The organism is Gordonia sp. BP-119 (assembly GCF_016924115.1).
GTDB lineage: Bacteria > Actinomycetota > Actinomycetes > Mycobacteriales > Mycobacteriaceae > Gordonia > Gordonia hongkongensis.
Genome location: NZ_JAFFZF010000017.1, coordinates 40,677 through 58,431, shown reverse-complemented (window position 1 = coordinate 58,431; position 17,755 = coordinate 40,677). Strand labels below are relative to the sequence as shown.

Genomic DNA, 17,755 nt, shown 5'->3' with positions numbered 1-17,755 from the left:
CTCATCCGTTGCTTGCGGACTCGATGAGTTCACCCCGCGGCTCCGACGCCGGCGGTGTCCGCCCGCTCCACTCGCCCACGTACATCAGTGTCGATGTGGTCGATGATCTTCTTCATGTCCGAGCAATAGACAGTCTGGTTCTTGAAGCCGTTCAACAAGTCCCATCGATGGGAGATGAGACCTCCACCGCACACCTCGAGAACGGGGCAGCTTCGGCACACCTCCGGCAGGGCTCGCGCCCCGATCTGTCGGCAGACTACGCCGGGATGGGTCAGGACCTCGTCGAGTTCATGGGTCATGACATTCGCACCGGTGGCGGCCGCGCCGTCGTAGGTGAAGCCGATGCTGTCGACCAGTTCGATGTCGCCGTTGGATTCGATCGTCACGAGTTGGGCCGGTGCCAGGCCCAGGGATTCGAACGAGTACTCCCCGCCGAGTAGGAGGTGAATGATGTCATCGAACAGACGCAACCGTATCCGTGACTCATCGGTGGACCACACACGGTACAACTCGATCAGCCAGTCCCCGTACGGCGCGTATGCGTCGAGTCGACGGTCCGGGTTCTTTCGTACCGGTAGCGCTTCCCATGTCCCATGTGGAAGCAGCACGTCAAGGCTGGTGAATCCGAGATCCTTGATCGTGCCGTACACGTCGGCGGGGTCGTTCTCGAGATCGATCACCGCGAGAGCCCCCTGAACGAGGCCCGGGAACCGCGAAAGATTCGAGATCCCGCGTACAACACGCGCGAAGGACGACTTCCCCCCGAGGTCCAACCTGTGGGAGTTCGACTTCTCTCCACCATCGAGGCTAACCCCGACGTGGATATCGAGTTCAGCCAATCGAGCAGCGACCTGCTCGGTCACCAGGGTGGCGTTGGTCTGCATCGAGATCTCCACGTGGACCGGCGCGAGACCGGACTTCATGCGCCCGACAAAGTTCTCTATTCTGCTGATCCCGCGTAGTAACGGTTCACCACCGTGTATGGACACTGCCACGGACGGCAGGCCGTGTCGCATTGCGTGCGAACGAATCCGAGCCGCCGCCGCATCCACCAGTTCGTCACTGAGTTCCGCGGGTGCTTGTTTCCACGAATCATCACCGAGGTTGTACACGTAGCAGTAGTCGCAGTTGAGATTGCAGCGCGTTTGGATTTTGAAGATGAACTCGTTGATCGGATGGGGACGCCACCCCTCCGCTATCGAAGTGGTGGCATCGCACGATCCGTCGTATGGCCAGAGTTTCACGAGTCGCTACGCGTTGTGCGAACCGAACTGTCCGTGACGGAAGAACTCGACGCTGTCGGTCTCCTTCTCTCTCTTGAGCCGCTCAACTGCCTCGGCCAGGAGGGAATCGCTGTCGACCGCGCTTCGGACGAGCTCGGAGAGCTTCTTCTTGCCAGTGGTCATGTGTTGTGTCCGTTCTTCTTTGGCGGATAGCTTGGACCAGCACTGCAATGCTAAGCGGGCGATTTGGGGGCGGCAACGTAAGTGCCGAAATTCGTATGAATGGAGTAGCGAGGCTCTGACACCGACCGATGGTGTGCAGGTCACGTCGGACAAGATCGAGTTGCTCCCACGCCATCATCGACCTCGACCCTGTGATCGAAGGTAGCGGCGATGGTCCGAGTTTTCTACCAAATCTGCACTCGCGGTGCTGTTTCCAGCACTTCAGCGAGGTCAGGATCCAGTGCGGCAGCCATTGCGCGCTGACGTTCCAGGAGCAAACGCCCGTTCCCGTCAACCAACGCCGGTGGCGGCGCCATCGGCAACTCGGCAGTCCGCAGGAACGTGGCGGCGAGCCCGAGCACGAGCGACGTCGGTGGTTCGTCCTGCATGGCTGCGCCTGCTCGCGGTCCGGTCGACACGTCCAGTGCCACCGGTTCATCCGGCATCAGCGTCCCCGAGAAGCCATACACCCCGGCGTTGATCATCGTGTCGATGAGATCCGCGGTGACAGTGGTCGCACCCAATTTGTAGGCCAGTAGGAACGTCCACGTCATCCGGTGTTCGAGCGTGTCGCGCCACCTGGCACGCCGCCACGAGTCCGTGAACTGGAAGCGCTCATAGTCGGACGCGATGAGGGACGCAACTGCGGTGTCGACCGCTTCGGCGCCGAGTGTGGCCTGCCGCTGCGGGTCGAGGGCGGCCTCGGTCGTGAGGCGTTTGACGCGATTCCACTGCAGCTTGGCGAGCTGGTGGTGCACTCCCGCTGCCGCGAGCCCGTTGCTCGCAGCGTCGAACGCGGCATCGGCGACAGCGAAGTCATGGCGGGCAGTCGCAGCATTCGCGCGGTTGTACTCGCAGATCGCAACCCGATCGGGCTTCCCGATGCTCTCGTAGTAATCGATGACCTCTGCGAGTAGTATCTCGCCGCGGTCGACTTCCCCCGACCCGAGTAGAACCAGCGCCAAACCCATCCGGCTCTCGGCAGCGTGCTCTGCGTCGCCGGCCGATTCGAAGATCTTGATCGCGCGTTCGAAAGCCGGTCGTGCGAGATGAGCCCGACCAGATTCCACGTGGACCGCCGCCAGAGACGTCAGGCACATCGCTTGGCGCACCGAGTCGTGTCCGAAGAAGTCGACGAGTTCGGAGAGGAGCCGCTCCGCATCCGCGCCCCGGCCCGACTGGTAGAGGTTGTTCGCGAGGTTCAGCCGTACTTCGGCAGCGTCATGGAGAAGACGGCGATCCAGATATATCGATTCGGCCATCCGGAGCACCTCCTCTCCTTCGTCGAACTCGCCCACCTGTGTGCACATGGCGCCGAAGTCGTTCAGCGAGCTCGCGAAGTGCTCCGGGTCAGCGACGCTTGAGAGCTCCTCACACGCGATTCCGAACGCGTCGTAGGCGGATCCGAAGTCACCGGCGGTGTGTGCGAGCAGACCGACGGTTTGCAGAAGCTCGGTGGCCCGCGCCGGATCGACTTCGAGACAGGCCTCGCGTGCAACGAGAAGCAACTCGATCACGACATCGTGATCGGCAACGCCTGCAAGGTGTTCGGCGAGGTCCACGTAGGCCTCGACAACCTCACGCGGATTGCCGCCGTCGTCGGCCCGTTGCGCCCGCTCATCTAGTTCGTCGAGGCGTCTCGACCATTCCTCATCCGATTCCTCTGTGTGCTGCCCGTCCTCCGGCACGGTCACGATGATGGCCTTCCTCGGGATGCACTTGCCGCTCCCGCAGTGACGGGCCGATACCCGCAGACATGGGTGCCAACCGCAGCCCAGGTGAGTGGTGAGGTAGCTGGTCCCGGCGTGTCACGCCACTGCTGCAGTTTGGTCCGTTGCCATTCCGCCAGAGCGGCAGAAGGATCAGACGTCGTGTGCGTGTCGTCCACAGCCAGGGCCAGTTCGGTCGTCGGACCGGGAACCGCGGTCACACCGGCGAACCTGTCGAAAGCCGCGTCTGAGGGCAACGTCCAGCGTGTTGTGGTGACGATCTGGGCGCCCCCGCCGAACATGGCGACGAGCAGTCCGAAGGTCTCCGAGCTCCGATAGTCGACCCCACCCTCACATGCGATCACCGCCACTCGCGGAGGCATTGGCCACCATTGATGCCCGGATCTCCTGTCCCGCACAGGATCAGCGTCCTCGGGACCGACTTCGGGGTTGGCGGTACCGAGCAGCAGATCCAGTGCGGTGAGCGGTCGATGAGCTCGATTCACCGACGCGGCCAGTCCCCACACCTGCTCGTCGTCGTACATGTGGATGGCCGCAGACCCGGGCTGGTCAACCGTAGAACTCACATGTCCGAAATAGAACAGCCGACTCGGTCGCGATTCGTTGAGTTCTTCACTCAGATCCCATCTGCTCACGGCCCGCCCGATGCCCGACAGATCGGTCGTCGGATGCCGAACGATTCGGTCTCGAAAGAGGCCCTCGTTGGTTGAGCCTCCTGTTGTCGCGAGGCCGCGCGACGATGAGGTGGCGAGCACCTGCCTCAGTCCAGATCCGGCCGGCAACCTCGGATCCACCAAATACAGAACCGGGCGTTGCGGAACCGCTCCTGTCCAGGGCTCCGGGGTCCGGGCCCGCCCCAGATGGAGTGCCGCGGGCGGTTCGTACACGACGTCGGCGAGCTCGATCAGCCGCTGGTCATCATCGATGACGAGCAGCTCCAGCGGCACCCTCGCCAGAGACCTGCTCGGCGTGACGCGGATCGAGATCCGACCGTGCCTAGCCCGATCGCCTATCTCGGTCATTATCTGTGCAGGCACGATGGCCCGCGCGAACGCTTCACTCAGTGTGTACTCGCTCCAGTACCGAGTGAATTGACCGGACAACGCCTTTCGGACCGCATCGCCCTCGGCATCTCCAGTGGGATGGTCGATCTCGGTGTCGGCGTCAGTGGTGATGAGTGCGGAGTCGAGCCGGGCCAGCAAGCGACGCATGGTGGATGCGGGTATCGCATGCACGATCGGATGGTCCGGGTTGTCCAACCAGCGGAACGACACGTACGTGCTGTCCGCGTCGACAGCTCGGATCAGCAACTCCGACGCGGGTGCCGGGTTCACCTCCGCCCGATCATGTGCAGTTCGGCGAGCGTCGGGCCTGCCGCGCCATCGCTGGGCGGTGGTTCGGAGAATCTGGCTGCGAGAGAGACCAGGATGTCGCGATAGGACGCCACGAGCGCGGACCGATCAGTGTCACCCCACCGTCGCGTCATCTGTCGCAAGAGCATTCGGGCCTGATCGATCGCCTCGGCGGCACCAACTTGTTCTGCATCCGCCATCTGCGCCGCGGCCGCTATCCGGCTCTCGTCGTCCACCACCCCCAGGCCGGCGCGGATGGCGCCAGCCGCCCGATACCGAGTCCAGGCGTAGCGGCAGTGACGGTCGACCCGGGCGACGGACATGCCGAATGGATCGAGTCGCAGTGCCGAAAGGTCGGCATCGGCCCCCAAAAACGCACATCGTGCGCCCTCGACAAAACCATCCGGATCGTCAATGCGTGCGACGACCCGGCCGTCCACCGCGACAGCCTGTGCGAACGCCAGTATCTCTCCGGAGGAACGGTCGGCTGCGACGGCGAATATCCCCTCGGCGGTGACTGATTCCGCGTCGACGCTCGACCGAATCGCGGCCGAGATCTCGATCGACCCGTCCGCGTTCTCGTGCACCTCGATCTCCGGCTCCTCCGGGCCGTCGAAACGCAGCAGGCGGGCAGGCAACGATGCGAGGTCGGCGACCTCCATCGTCACTGTGGAGATGGAACCGAGTTCGGATGCCAGGGCGAGTTCGGCGCCGGCGCTCGTCACCTGAAACACGTCCCATACGGCATCAGCTCGATCAATGCGCGCGCTGAGCAGCGACAGCGCCTCGCGGCGCTCATCTTCGGGCATGGAATCCGTCGGCGCCGCTGCGATCACCTCGGCCAACCTGTCGACCATCGGGCCGAGTTGATCCGTCGATTCGATCTCGTCGACGAGACGGCCCGGGACCGATGCCGCAAGAGCGTAGTACCAATCGGTCATCGGATCTCCGACGAGCGCCCGGGAATGGGCTGCGTCGAGCAGCAACACCCCATCGTCGAGCTCGCCGAGATGAACGACATCGACAGCTGCCACGGTCAGGAGCCGGACGAGTTCGTCGCCGAGGATCGGATCCGGCACGGCCTCGGAGTCGCTTGCACCGAGCAGCTCTTCGAAAGAAGACGGAAGGGCGAAGCCGTTCGTCAACCGGCGCAGGGATTCGCCGGATTCCGCCGTGAGCTCCACCGGCCTTTCGGGCAGCAAGGCGTCGACGGTGATGGCCACACCGCCGATGGTCACCGTGATCGGCAGGATGGCTTCGGGGTGCTCGGCTCGCCATTCCATGCTCCCGTCCGGCCTGTGTCTCACCGTCCCACTCACGATGCCTCCTCCGGGCGGAGGTGTGCGTCGAAGACGCGACGAGCTCGCGTGACAGCGGTCTGCATCATCAACAACACTGTCATTTCGGCGGCCGACGACGCTTGGCTGCGTGAGTCACCTGGCTGTTCTGCTTGCCAACGGCCCGAGATCGTCTCCCGAAGAACCTGCTGGGACCCATCCAGATCGAGGCCTGCGGTCAGCAGGGCCATCGCTGTTCGTGCCTCCCAACACAACTCACCGTCGACACGACTGGCGCGATCCTGGCCTATCAGCGTCGCAGCGACACGTAGAAGGTCGTCCGGACCTGAGTCTGACGGTGCGGTCGTGTCCTCCAGCCGATCGTCGGCGCGGGCGCTCCCCTGGTCGTCACCGGTCACCAGGTGTGTCTGGCGGCGGCGCCGAATCGTGCCGCGCCGCCATTCATCGATCCGGACCGCGTCGAGACGCACGAGTAGGTAGAACTCGGTGCCCTCCAATGCCTTTCCCGCATGCAGTCGATTCACGTAAGTCGTCACCACACGTTCGTACGCTTCGGCCAGGTGATCCGGGTCGAACGCCCTGTTCCCGAAGCGCTCCGCGATGACCCGGTTCAAGAACTCCACCGCGACCCCGCGCAGCTCGTCCCGGCGCCGGTCCGAGAGTGGTTCGTCAGGAACCGCGCCGAATTCGGTCATCACTCGATCGCCCAGATCGGCGAGGTCGGCACGATCGGCGTCGGTCAGTACATGGTCACCGGTGAATCCTCTGTGGACCAGTTTCGCGATCGCAGTGGCGAACGTGTCCAATGCGATGACCTCGTCGGCATCGGTTCGCTTGCCGGGTCCGAGCGCGAAGTCGCGCACCGTGGCGAAGGATTCGTGAACGGCCGGCGTCGCGGCCAGGCTCCGGCGCACACTGCGTGCCGCGGCGCGGCGCGCTTCACGAACCGCGACGCCGATGGGTTTACGCAACCCGACCGGGGTGACGTCAGCCAAGCTGGTGAACCATCCGGCGGTGTATCGACTCAGTGGCGCGACAGCGTCGTGGCACGCCTCCCCAAAGTTCGCGATCGTCTCGGCGTCGGCGATTCGCACTTGACGACTTCGCGCCATCAGTGCGCTGGTGGCGCAGTATCGCTCACCGAACCACGCCTTACGTCCGAGCGCGCCGCACCAGCCGTGCAATTCTCCTGTCAGGGTGTGCATGTCGGAAATCGGCGACCGTATCGCCCGCCGGTACTGCGACATGTATCCCACTCGGTCGATACCTTCCGGCGGAACCACAGGCAGGAAGTCGGCACCAGGCCCGGGGTCTCCGGAAATATCGGGTGGCGCAAGTCGGCTCACTCCGGCGCTCCTTCGTCGATGTCTGCGGTAAGTGTACGGATTACCCGCCACGCGTTCGCATTCCCGGCGAGGCACCCGCAACTTCATCGTTTTGGAGGAGACCACTTCGTCCATCCGCGGACTACCGTCGCAGGCATCGACATTACAGAGAGGGCCGAGGTGACTGCGTGCGAGCGATGCGCGCGACTGCTGGACGTTTGTCCTACATGCCGGGGGCAGGCGGGCGGTTACAGCATTGCCGGACGCCTCACCTGCGTTGCTTGCCTCAGCACCGGCCGACTATGCCCCGTCCACGGCTCGTGCTGGCGGGCGGCTCCTTGATGTCGCAGACGCGGCAGGCCCCGAACAACTCTGGGCAGCGCCACCTGCGCCACGCGGCGGATATCCCCGCCGGCACTCAGCGACGGAGCAGTTGGTTGCGATCAATCCAGCCATCGGCCATCAACTCGATGAGCAACTGCGACTTGTTCGACACCTGGTGTCCGGCCTCGACATAGCGTTCGGTGACGCGGCGCAGGTGTGTGCGGACGGTGCTCTCGGCGATGTAGTGCTGCGCCGCCGTCTGCCGAACCGTCGCACCGAGCACATAGGTCAACACGACTTCACACTCCCGGTCGCTGAGTCGAACTCGGCGACGCGTGCGGGACGGGGCGATCTTCTCGAGTACCTGCCGGAGGACACCGGCCGAGAACGCCGAATCGGGGAGCCCGACACCGGTAGACGGGTCCGGTCGAACCCCGATTCCGATGATTCTCGAGTCGCGGAACCAGCCCAACTCGCTCAGCCGCGCCAATCGTCGTTCACTGCGGACGATCACGGCGGCGACCGGGCAAGGTGGCAGCATGTCGGCCTCCGCATCGACATCGATGATGCTCACCCGATGACCGAAGTCCTCGAGGAGTGCCATCAGTGCGACATCACCCAGGTCGTGCTCGGCGATCACCGCCATCGGCTGCCGCACAGTGAGTTCGCGCATGGGGACGTCGAGATCGTGGCTGATGTCGGTGGTCATGAACACTCCTCGGGAAGGGGTACGGCGGGCGTCGGCGGGATATCGGGTACCCGTCAAGAGTGAGGTGATCCCGCCGAGCGATCAGCCACAGTGACGACATTTTCGTGCTGGGTTCGGACGGATTCCGCCCCCGAAGAGCGACGCGGAGGTGGAATCGCGCATGAATCGGACCAGTACGGCAAGATGACGCGGGTGACGACCGGACTCCGCATCCTCATCGCCTCGCCACTCGGGCACGTGGTGGCAGACCCGCTCAAGGCAACGTTCGAGGGCTCCTTGGTGACAGTCGCCCGGGATCGCGATGAGTTTCGCAACGCGATCGCGGCACGCGTGCGTTTCGATGTCGTCAGCGCAGACCTCATCTTCAACCACGCCGAACTCGAGTGGACTTTCGACGGCCTCGACGTCATCGAGGGGCTGCGCACGTCGGATCGTCTCGCGCCCGTCCTGCTGGCCACGCAAGGCCACTCGATGGAGGAGGACCATCTCGCCGAGGCACGACGACGTGCCGATGTCTCCGGTGTGGTGGCCAAGTCCGCAGGTCTGCACACCTTCGTGGAGTCCTTACGGACTGTCGCCTACGGCCAGCGGATCACCAGTCGGCCTGAGTCGGGCTCGCGCCCATCCCTGTTCGAGATGTTCAACGGACGCCGCGGAACCACTGCGGCGCGCATGGCCGGGGCGATCGCCGCCGGCAACGCGGCCGACGTCGCGACCCTGGCGGAGGTGGCGCGCGTGTCCGCCAACACCGCGAGCAAGGTCGCGTCCAACTACGTAGGTCCCATGATGCGTGCCCGCAACGAACACGACGAACGCCTGCCGCTAACACAGGCGTCTGTCTTCCGGTGGTGCGGTCTGCACGCGCGCTACATCGTGAGCTGGTGTCGGCGCCATGGCCACGCTGATGTCCTCGCGCCACGGTAGGTGGCGGGAGTAGGAATCTCATAAACACACCAGATCACCCGCGCGGACGTGTCTCCGTCCCGAAGGCACCCGGCCCCCACAGACGATCCGTCGAGCAACGGTGGCACCGACCGCGCCGGCAAGAGTCGCTGCGCTGCCCAACTGCGGCCATGACGGGATCGAGCGGCCGACCTCGCCGAGAGCATCGTGCACCCGAGGTGACACGTCGGGTCCGACGATCGCGCCGGCAAGGCGAATCTTGTTGGCGGGGTCGGAGAGTTCGTCGGCGCTCAACGACCCCAGATCGCCCGCCATCCCGTGGAACTCGGGATAGTCGGGCTCCAGGTCGTAGCGTTCCACGTCGACGATGACGTCGTCACCATCGTCGGTGACCATGATCAGCGGAACCGCCGCCGCCCTCGCGGCGCGCCGAATCGCCACCTTCATCGCCAGATCGTCGACCTCCTCGAGGACAACGTCTGCACCTGGGCCACCGGGGGGCGTCAGAAAGCGCTGTAGGTCATCGGGGCCGACACCTCGGTCGAATGTCTCGACTGTCGTATATGGGTCCAGTTCGAGTAACCGCCTCTGCGCGAGAGTCGTTTTCGCCACGCCGAGATCGCACACCGACCCGTTCAACCGGTTGAGATTCGACGGTCCGAGCACATCTGGGTCGCCGATGCGAAAGCTGCGAGCCCCCGTCAGCGCGCATGTGTGTAGCAGGGACGCACCCACACTCAACCCGGCGACTGCGATCGTCGCGCCAGACCACCTCGCCTGCTCCTCGTCGGTGATGAGGAACCGATTCCGGGACGTGCGGATTCGGTGGAAGATCTCGTCGTCGGGCAGGCGGACCAGCACGTCCCGCCACGGATAGAAGACATAACGGCTCCGGCGTTCGAGTTCGCAGTGCGCCAGCGGCTCCAGCTCCGTATCGAGGCGCACCATTGCGCAGTACTCGTCGAAAGCGTGTGCCCAGGCATCGACGACACGAGTACCGGCGCGTCGGATCTCCTCCAGACGTCGGCAATCGAGCCGTGGGTCCAAGATCTCGATCATCGCCGACCCCGCAAGGTGTAGGTGTGCTTTGCACCGGGTCGGAAGGGCCCGGTTCCGTAGGGGTGCACGTTGACCACCGGAGTGGTCCGCTCCTCCCCGTGTGAACTGCGCAGCGTTCGGAACTCGTCGTTGTTGTCCAGTAGGGCTGCCAGACACAGACTTCGCAGTCTCTCGGCCAGACCTGGTTCCGGCGTGGTTGCTCCGGCCGAAAGCTCGACGTCGATGCGCAATACCGGGCAGTGATCGTCCCCCGGACTTCCGTCCGCGCAGAACCGCCCGGTGACCGACCGTGCGACCGACGCGGCGTCGAACGCCGAGGCCAGCTGCGCAGGGAAGATGGACGACGAATAGAAGGATGTGGCCACATCCGGCCGACCGGTCAGGACCACGAAGCACCCTTCGGGATCGACGATCGTGGACAGATCGTCGAATCCACTCATCTTCAGCACCTCTTGGAGTTCTAGGCCGGTGAGGACGCGACCCTGGTCATTGATCCGGTAACGCACCAGGGGCAGGGCACTGTCGATCGTGAACAAGAGGTACCCGTCCTCGTCTACCTCGGTGTAACGGCGCATCGGGTCGACCTCGACGAACGTGGTCAACGGTGTCGCGTTGCGACCGAACAGTTCCCGCCGCAATTTGTCAGAAGTGAATGCCGCCCGGCGGACGGTCACGGTCGTCGGTGTCTCGTGACCCATCACGCCTGCCTCAGCTGTCCCGTACATCAGGCATACCCGCTCCGGGCGGTGAAGCCGACCGAAGCGTTCCAGTACGTGGTCGCGCCATCGCTCGGTGATGCCTTCACCGGCCAGCAGGAGGTGCAGGTCCTGGGTGAGTGCGTCGGCGGGCAACATGTCGAGCACGTCTTTCACCAGGGGGGGGTAACCCGCGAGTATCACCTTCTCGTGGCGTGGACCCAGTTCGACCAGACTCGCAACCGCCGCCGCGACATCGATTCCCGGTGTCGCCACGGTGATTCGACGATCGTCTTCGTGTAGTCCGAGAGCGGCCTGATAGCTGTACGTGCCGCCGATCCAGGTCCCCATCGCGAAGCAGACCACAACCAGGGTCGTGTGCCCTCCGATATCGAAGCACTCCTCGAAGATCCGCCCGTAGTAGTCGGCAGCATCACGAGCGGCCCGGGAGTCGCGAGGGAAGTATGTCGGCGATCCGGTCGAACCAGATGTCGCCGACCATGTCTGTGCCCGTGAGATGTCACCGTCCCACATCAGTTCATCCAGCTCGTGGGGAGCCAGGTAGTCGATCTTGGTCGTGATCGGCAGCGCAGCGAAATCGTCTCTCGTCATGATCCGCTGCGGATCGCAACTGTGTGCCCGGAGATGGGCTCGGTATGCCGGAACCCGGCGGACGACGCGGTCTGCGACATCGATGGCGTGGTCGAGGCCTGCCGCCGCAGCAGTCCGTTGCGTGGATGTCGGTAGTTGATACATGGTTCCTCCTGGTCGTTGTGACCGAGGAGCCGTTTCCCCACCCTGCTGGATGCCGCTTCTTCTGTAGGTTGCTGTCTCTGACGAGTCGGCCGGATACAACAGAGCGCCCCGTCCGACTGGCTTGTCGGACGGGGCGCTCTGTCATGGTGCACCGGTCCCTCGGAGGCGCCAACATGCACGCAACCCGACGGGCGGCGTGGTCACCCAGGGTAGGTCGGGTCACCCCATTCCGGTGTCCATTCGGCCGCGACCTCCGCCGGCCTGATCACATACCCCGACAGTTCGTACCCGTGCCGTACCCGCTCGACGATCCGCAGTGTGTCGTCCGAGCTCCCGCGCGGGCTTCGACTCGTGACCACTCGGTGTCTGGCCTTGTCGACCTCTGATCCCGGTGGGCACTCGATCGTCTCGATGCCGAAGTCCTCGAGAATGTCGTGCAATTCGTCGACCACGCTGGCGCTCAGGGCCCATGGGTCGACCTGCCGACGTCCCTGCTCGAGTTCGACCCGATCGATCAAGGCCGCCAGCTGCCGCGCGATGGGACGGAGCAACGTCTGCGTCATCCCGACCTCGGCGGCCGCGGCACGATCTCGGAGGGCGATCAGCGACTGCTCATAGTTGCGCTCGACGACCCCGGAGGCAGTCGCCATGGCACTCTCCATCCGGTCGAACCGAAGGTGCAATTCGCTGAAATCCACTGTGCTCGAGACCGAGGACCATGCTGCCGCCGGCCGACCCGACACCTCTCCCGTCGGCGCACCCTCGCGCGAGGCGGCTCGATCGGTCCCATCCACATCCGGGTACACCGGATCGCACTCGGTGAACTCGCCGACGTCGGTGCGGGCGGGACCGGCAGGCGCCGGGTCACGTACCGGATCAGCGGCCCATCCGGTGCTGTCCGCGGAGCTCACTGCACCACGATCTCTCGACTTTGTTTACGGAGGGACTGGACTTCCATGGCATCGAGGTTGGCCGTTCGCTGTACGTTCATCTGGCCGATCAGCCGACCGCTCACCGCGTCATGGAGCTCCGCCTCGACAGTCTGGTTCTCTCCGATGACGAACACGACCCGAAGCGGCGCCTTGGCAGGCAAGTCATAGTCGAGAGCGAGTAGCGACTCTCCGATCACTTTCACGTACTGGAGTTCGGCTCCGTTCTCGTCACCCTCGGTGATCCGGAAGTTGATCTGGCGCGTCGCCCCCACCGTCGAGAAGGAGCTGGCTTCAACCCGATTGGGCACCCTCGTGTTCGGCACGACGACAAGGCTGTTCAGCATCTTCGATCCGTCGTCGGCCAGAACCGCGACGCCGAGTCCCTGCGCGACCACGTCGGACACGGACGCCTGCACCGCTGGTGGTTCACCTGTCTCTACCGCGTTGCGGAGCTCTGCAACGATGGCCGCTCCCAGCGCGACGGCCTCATCGGGATGAACGCTCTTGTCGGGCTCGAGTCCGGTCCACTCCTTGACCGACCGCTCCACGATCTTCATCCGGGTGGATCCGCCGACCAGCAACAGTTTGTCGACGTCGGAGTAGGACAGTCCGCATTGATCCATCACATCCTCGAGGATGTAGCGGGTCCGGGTCACCAGGTCGCCGACGACCCGATCGAATTCTTCACGCATGATCGTGATGGACTCGGTCCCGATCCGGATCTTCGCTTTGTCGCTGGTGGACAACCTGTGCTTTGCCGCCTCGGCTTGCTCGCGGATGAGCGCCTGTTGTTTGTCATCGTCGGGATCCAGCTCGCCTCCGAGATCCCGATACTTCGCTTCGGTCAACCTGATGAGCTCGTTGTCGAAGTCGAAGCCGCCCAGGTTGCGATCGCCTGCCGACGCCAGGACCGTGAAGTTGTTGTGCGAGATGTCCATCAGCGTCACATCGAAGGTGCCACCGCCGAGGTCATAGACGAGGACCCTTCCGTTGTAGCCGCCCTTGAGACCGAAACTCAGAGCTGCAGCGGTGGGTTCGTTGATCACCTGCAGAACGTTCAGTCCTGCGATCTCTCCGGCCTGGCGTGTTGCGGTTCGCTCGGCATCACCGAAATAGGCCGGCACGGTGATGACCACCTCGTCGACCTTCTCGCCGAGATAGGCCGATGCATCGTCGACCAAGAATCTGAGGATGAACGACGAGATCAACTCGGGTCCGTATTCGGTCGAGTCGCCGTCAGGGATGAACTTGTAGTCGGGGCTTCCCATGTGACGTTTGACGTAGCGGACGACGTTGCCGGGCATCGACGTCTCTGCGTTCTTGGCCTGCTTTCCGACGGTGACGTCACCGTCGTCGAACAAGACCGCGGACGGAGTCGTGTTGTCGCCTTCGCGGTTGTGGATGATCGTCGGGATGCCGTCGTCAGCCAGCACCGCAACCGCTGAATTCGTTGTACCCAGATCGATTCCGATGACCTTGCTCATTGCAGGTGCCCAATCATCAGCGCGAGAGAGTTCTTACGCTTGGACTTCTTCCAGCCCGGAACGTAGGACTGCCACACGATCAGTCCGACAGCCGCCAGTGACGCGAGAATGAGCAGTACCCCGATGCCGGAGGAGACGCCCATCAGCACCACCCCGAGCAGGAACGCTCCCACGACACCACCCAGCCACATGAACGGAGCGTCGGACACTGTTGTCGGTAGGCACCACGTCATCTCGTTCTGCTTGTGCAGGTATTCGAGAATCCGCGCCGCCTCCTGCTGAATTTCCGGGTCCCGAGAGAGCTGCTGCGCCTCGGACGCGAGTGCGACCATCGGAGCGATCTCCTCCTCCGCGGTCACCGCGTAACGGCCGTTTCCCTTCAGCTTCGGAACTGTCTCAGCTTTCTCCAGCAAGGCGATTCCGAGGTAGTAGCGCACCGGATCGACAGTCTGGTGCTGGGCGAAGACTCGGCGGTACATGTCGATGGCCTCGTCGAGGAGCCCGTTCTGCTGAAGCACCGAGCCTTGTGCGAGGGGATAGACGAAGTTCTGCGAATCGAGTTGAGTGGCCACTTGATACTCCTTCAGCGCTGCCACCCAATCCCGGAGCTGCTCATGGACGTTGCCGAGATTGAAGTGATACTCGGCGTTGTTCATCTCGATCTCAGTGGCGTGCCGCGCCTCGAATAGGGCGTCCTGCACTCTGCCCAGTCCGAGGTTCGCACGAGACCGAAGGCTCCAGGACTCGGCGTTTCCGGCTAGCACAGTGGTCGCCTCTTTCGCCGCGTAAGCAGCGGAATGATAGTCGTTGTTCGCCAGAGCCTCTCGGGCCGTTGCAACCCAGTCGACCTGGCCGCCCGCTCCTACAGGCTGGCGTGACGGTGCGGACGCCGGCGCCACACCCTGCGCCAGCGCGCGATCGTACGCCGCGCGCTTGTCCGCGCCGCCGAGAAGAACTTCGTGGGACTCACGTAGCCGCTTCATCTTCGTCTCGGCCTCGTGCCGCACGTCGATGTTCGGCGAGGATGCGCGTTTGGTCCACTGCCGGGTCGCCCGTTTCGAGGCCTGCTCGATCTCGGCCTCACTCGCAGTGCGGGTGACGCCGAGCAGTTCGTAGTAGTCGACTTCAACCATCAGCAGACACGCTCCTAGGAGATGTACTCGCCTGGTCATCACACATGACGCTTCCGCGTACTCATGGGTTAGAGACGAGTCCGAGATATTCTCAGAACATCGAAGCTAACAGCCGGGGTCAGCGCGCTCTGTCATCATTTTGTACGAATTCCATTGCATCAGTGCGGCATCTGCGACGCAGACATCCGGCACGAGCGCGGTTGTCGGCCTGTCCGGACGCCGGATTCCCGAGGCCGACGTTGCCGGACATCCGTCTGGGACGTGTGTCCCACACAGGGGCTACTCTTGGCGGCGCACACGTTCACATGTTCATAGGACAGCCATCGACCCCGACCTGTGGCAAACTTCTCCGGTCTCACCTCTCTGGACTGAGCACGGAGGTCTTCGATCTTGACGTACGCGGATTCACCACTGCCCACTTGGCTTCGCGAGGTCGACGTCGCACTACCGGCCAATCCGCAAGTGGTGTTGACCGGCAACCTACGAGACCTCGTGCTCGTTCCGAATCCGCGGCCTACCGGGCCTCGCTTCGTCACGGTTGACCCGACGTCAGCACTCGTACGCACGCTGCACGAGGCCGGACATCTGACACTTCTCTCGTTCAACCCGGCTGAGGGGCTGGGGATTCTGGCGGAGCACCAGCAGGTCGGCTCTGAGTTGATACGCGCAGCCGAGTCGAGTGCAGGGCCGGAAGCGTCGTTGACAGGTCAACTGCGCCGGATAGTCCGAATGGTTGCGATGTCGGAGTCTCCGTGTTGCCTCATCATCGAGGGCGCTTCCCGCCTGCGGGCCGACTCGGAGTCTTTCGGTGGCGAGCTCCACGAGCTCCTGGTGACCGCCGAGCGCGTTCTCCTGACAGCGCCCCGTCGGCGTGTGGAGGGCCCCCACCGATCGCCTCTCTACAACACCATCTTCTGGATGATCGATCGGGAGTCCGACCTCCCCCACTGGATCGTCGGTAGTGACCTGGTTCGGGTGATCTCGATTCCGTTACCGTCCCTGGGAGACCGACGACATCTGATCAAGCCGTTGGTCAATTCGCTTCCGGGCGCGACACCCATGCCCCTCGATCAGGATCCCGACCCCGAAACTGCCAAGCTCATCGACCACTACGCCGGGCTCACCGGTGGCATGACACTCCGCTCGATCACCGAGATCAACCGTCTCGCGATCGACCGCGGAATCCCGGCCCCGAATATCGACGACGCGGTGCGCACCTTCCGCGTGGGCATCCCCGACAACCCGTGGCATGACCCGGCACTCAAGGCGAAGATCCGCGACGCCGCAACCCGTCTGAACAAGAGCGTGCTCGGCCAGCCCGCTGCGATCCGCAAGACGGTCGACATCCTCATCCGGTCGACGATGGGCCTCACCGGCGCGCAGACAGCCAGTTCCGGCGGGCGCCCCCAGGGTGTCCTGTTCTTCGCCGGACCGACGGGCGTCGGCAAGACTGAACTGGCGAAGTCATTGGCCGAGTTAGTTTTCGGCCGGAAAGATGCATTCCTTCGGTTTGACATGAGCGAGTTCTCGGCCGAGGGTGCCGAAGCCAGGCTGATCGGGGCCCCACCGGGCTACGTGGGCCACAACGCGGGTGGCGAGCTGACGAACGCGGTCCGACAGCAACCGTTCCGACTCATCCTCTTCGACGAGGTGGAGAAGGCCCACCCGCGAATCTTCGACAAGTTTCTACAGATTCTCGAAGACGGCCGCCTCACCGACGGAAACGGTTCCACGGTGTATTTCTCCGAAGCACTGATCGTCTTCACATCCAATCTCGGTGTCTACACCACCGGGGCCGACGGACACCGAACGCCGCGGATCGCCCGAGGTGCCGGTTACCGCGAGGTGGAGTCGACCATCCGCGAGGCCGTAGCCGAGCACTTCACCCGAGAGCTGGGTCGCCCGGAGCTGCTGAACCGAATCGGTGAGAACATCGTCGTATTCGACTTTGTGTCGGAGACGGTCGGCGACGACCTGGTCGACCTGTTCGTGACGAACATCGGTAACCGCGTTCGCGAAACCACCGGCGCGCGGCTGACAGTCGCCGAGGATGCATTGCAGACTCTGCGCCAGGGCGCGACATTGAATCTCGACTTCGGGGGCCGTGGTGTCGCCAACGTCCTCGAGGCCATGCTCGTGAATCCGTTGGCACGGGCGATGTTCGAGCTGGCGACGATCCCGCCGGAGCTGACGGTCACCAGGGTCAAACGCTCAGGTGAGACCTGGACGGTCTGGTTGCGGTGACTCCGAGCATCCGGCGCCCCCATCCGGCCTTCGAGTACTCGCAGGGTCTCGACACGCCACAAACCCACTCACAGAACGAGGTCGGCGACTGATGCCCATCGATTACACCCATCCGGGCCGGATCAACTATGAACATCCGGGCCGGGGATCTCGCGCCAGGCCGGCCACTGCGGATCCAGTTGCGGACAGTCCGGCCGATCCCGTAACCGAGGCATCGTCGAGCCAGCCGATCAACTATCGACGGCGCGATCGTGTGTCACGACCTGCTCCGGACCGACAGGACGCGGCTCCCGTGCCAACGCCCACTCCTCGCGTACACGCCAACGATCAGGTCACCTGCACGTGTGGCGCAACGGCGGATCGCAG

At 63.9% G+C, this 17,755-nt stretch carries 14 protein-coding genes; 2 read left to right on the top strand and 12 right to left on the bottom strand.

Going from position 1 to position 17,755, the window contains the following annotated elements; genetic code table 11:
- Window positions 1–29 precede the first annotated feature (29 nt).
- From JW364_RS11965 to JW364_RS11935, 7 genes are all read right to left on the bottom strand, one after another.
- Window positions 30–1,244, bottom strand: a complete 1,215-nt coding sequence (locus tag JW364_RS11965; RefSeq protein WP_078112522.1) for an FxsB family cyclophane-forming radical SAM/SPASM peptide maturase — start codon at window positions 1,242–1,244, stop codon at window positions 30–32.
- Between the two features lie 6 nt (window positions 1,245–1,250).
- Window positions 1,251–1,406 carry a hypothetical protein gene (locus JW364_RS11960; RefSeq protein WP_176455904.1) on the bottom strand — a complete coding sequence of 52 codons (156 nt, stop codon included), beginning with the start codon at window positions 1,404–1,406 and terminating at the stop codon, window positions 1,251–1,253.
- A 224-nt stretch (window positions 1,407–1,630) separates the two neighbouring features.
- Window positions 1,631–3,139 carry a tetratricopeptide repeat protein gene (locus tag JW364_RS11955; protein WP_205333619.1) on the bottom strand — a complete coding sequence of 503 codons (1,509 nt, stop codon included), beginning with the start codon at window positions 3,137–3,139 and terminating at the stop codon, window positions 1,631–1,633.
- Window positions 3,136–4,434 (bottom strand): CHAT domain-containing protein, encoded by a 1,299-nt coding sequence (locus JW364_RS11950; protein WP_240199002.1) that lies wholly within the window; start codon window positions 4,432–4,434, stop codon window positions 3,136–3,138. The genes JW364_RS11955 and JW364_RS11950 overlap by 4 nt, the downstream gene beginning before the upstream one ends.
- 71 nt (window positions 4,435–4,505) lie before the next feature.
- Window positions 4,506–5,810, bottom strand: a complete 1,305-nt coding sequence (locus JW364_RS11945; RefSeq protein WP_205333618.1) for a hypothetical protein — start codon at window positions 5,808–5,810, stop codon at window positions 4,506–4,508.
- 32 nt (window positions 5,811–5,842) lie between these two features.
- Window positions 5,843–7,030 (bottom strand): hypothetical protein, encoded by a 1,188-nt coding sequence (locus tag JW364_RS11940; protein ID WP_137810162.1) that lies wholly within the window; start codon window positions 7,028–7,030, stop codon window positions 5,843–5,845.
- A 538-nt stretch (window positions 7,031–7,568) separates the two neighbouring features.
- Window positions 7,569–8,183, bottom strand: a complete 615-nt coding sequence (locus tag JW364_RS11935) for a LuxR C-terminal-related transcriptional regulator (RefSeq protein ID WP_078112622.1) — start codon at window positions 8,181–8,183, stop codon at window positions 7,569–7,571.
- A gap of 192 nt (window positions 8,184–8,375) precedes the next feature.
- Here JW364_RS11935 and JW364_RS11930 point away from each other — a divergent pair, with 192 nt between their 5' ends.
- On the top strand, window positions 8,376–9,107 hold the full coding sequence (locus tag JW364_RS11930; RefSeq protein WP_249356286.1) for a response regulator: 732 nt from the start codon (window positions 8,376–8,378) through the stop codon (window positions 9,105–9,107).
- 18 nt (window positions 9,108–9,125) lie between these two features.
- Here JW364_RS11930 and JW364_RS11925 read toward each other — a convergent pair whose 3' ends face one another.
- From JW364_RS11925 to JW364_RS11905, 5 genes are all read right to left on the bottom strand, one after another.
- Window positions 9,126–10,145, bottom strand: a complete 1,020-nt coding sequence (locus JW364_RS11925; RefSeq protein ID WP_078112516.1) for a ThiF family adenylyltransferase — start codon at window positions 10,143–10,145, stop codon at window positions 9,126–9,128.
- On the bottom strand, window positions 10,142–11,452 hold the full coding sequence (locus JW364_RS11920) for a hypothetical protein (protein WP_240199001.1): 1,311 nt from the start codon (window positions 11,450–11,452) through the stop codon (window positions 10,142–10,144). The genes JW364_RS11925 and JW364_RS11920 overlap by 4 nt, the downstream gene beginning before the upstream one ends.
- A gap of 344 nt (window positions 11,453–11,796) precedes the next feature.
- Window positions 11,797–12,507 carry a nucleotide exchange factor GrpE gene (grpE, locus tag JW364_RS24515; RefSeq protein ID WP_254859618.1) on the bottom strand — a complete coding sequence of 237 codons (711 nt, stop codon included), beginning with the start codon at window positions 12,505–12,507 and terminating at the stop codon, window positions 11,797–11,799.
- A complete protein-coding gene (locus JW364_RS11910; protein ID WP_137810164.1) occupies window positions 12,504–14,012 on the bottom strand; it encodes an Hsp70 family protein in 1,509 nt (502 codons plus the stop codon). Before JW364_RS11910 ends, grpE begins: the two co-directional genes overlap by 4 nt.
- Complete coding sequence (locus JW364_RS11905) at window positions 14,009–15,145, bottom strand: tetratricopeptide repeat protein (RefSeq protein ID WP_205333617.1); 1,137 nt, start codon at window positions 15,143–15,145, stop codon at window positions 14,009–14,011. Before JW364_RS11905 ends, JW364_RS11910 begins: the two co-directional genes overlap by 4 nt.
- Before the next feature lie 918 nt (window positions 15,146–16,063).
- Here JW364_RS11905 and JW364_RS11900 point away from each other — a divergent pair.
- A complete protein-coding gene (locus tag JW364_RS11900; protein WP_240199000.1) occupies window positions 16,064–17,389 on the top strand; it encodes an AAA family ATPase in 1,326 nt (441 codons plus the stop codon).
- The last annotated feature ends 366 nt before the right edge of the window (window positions 17,390–17,755 follow it).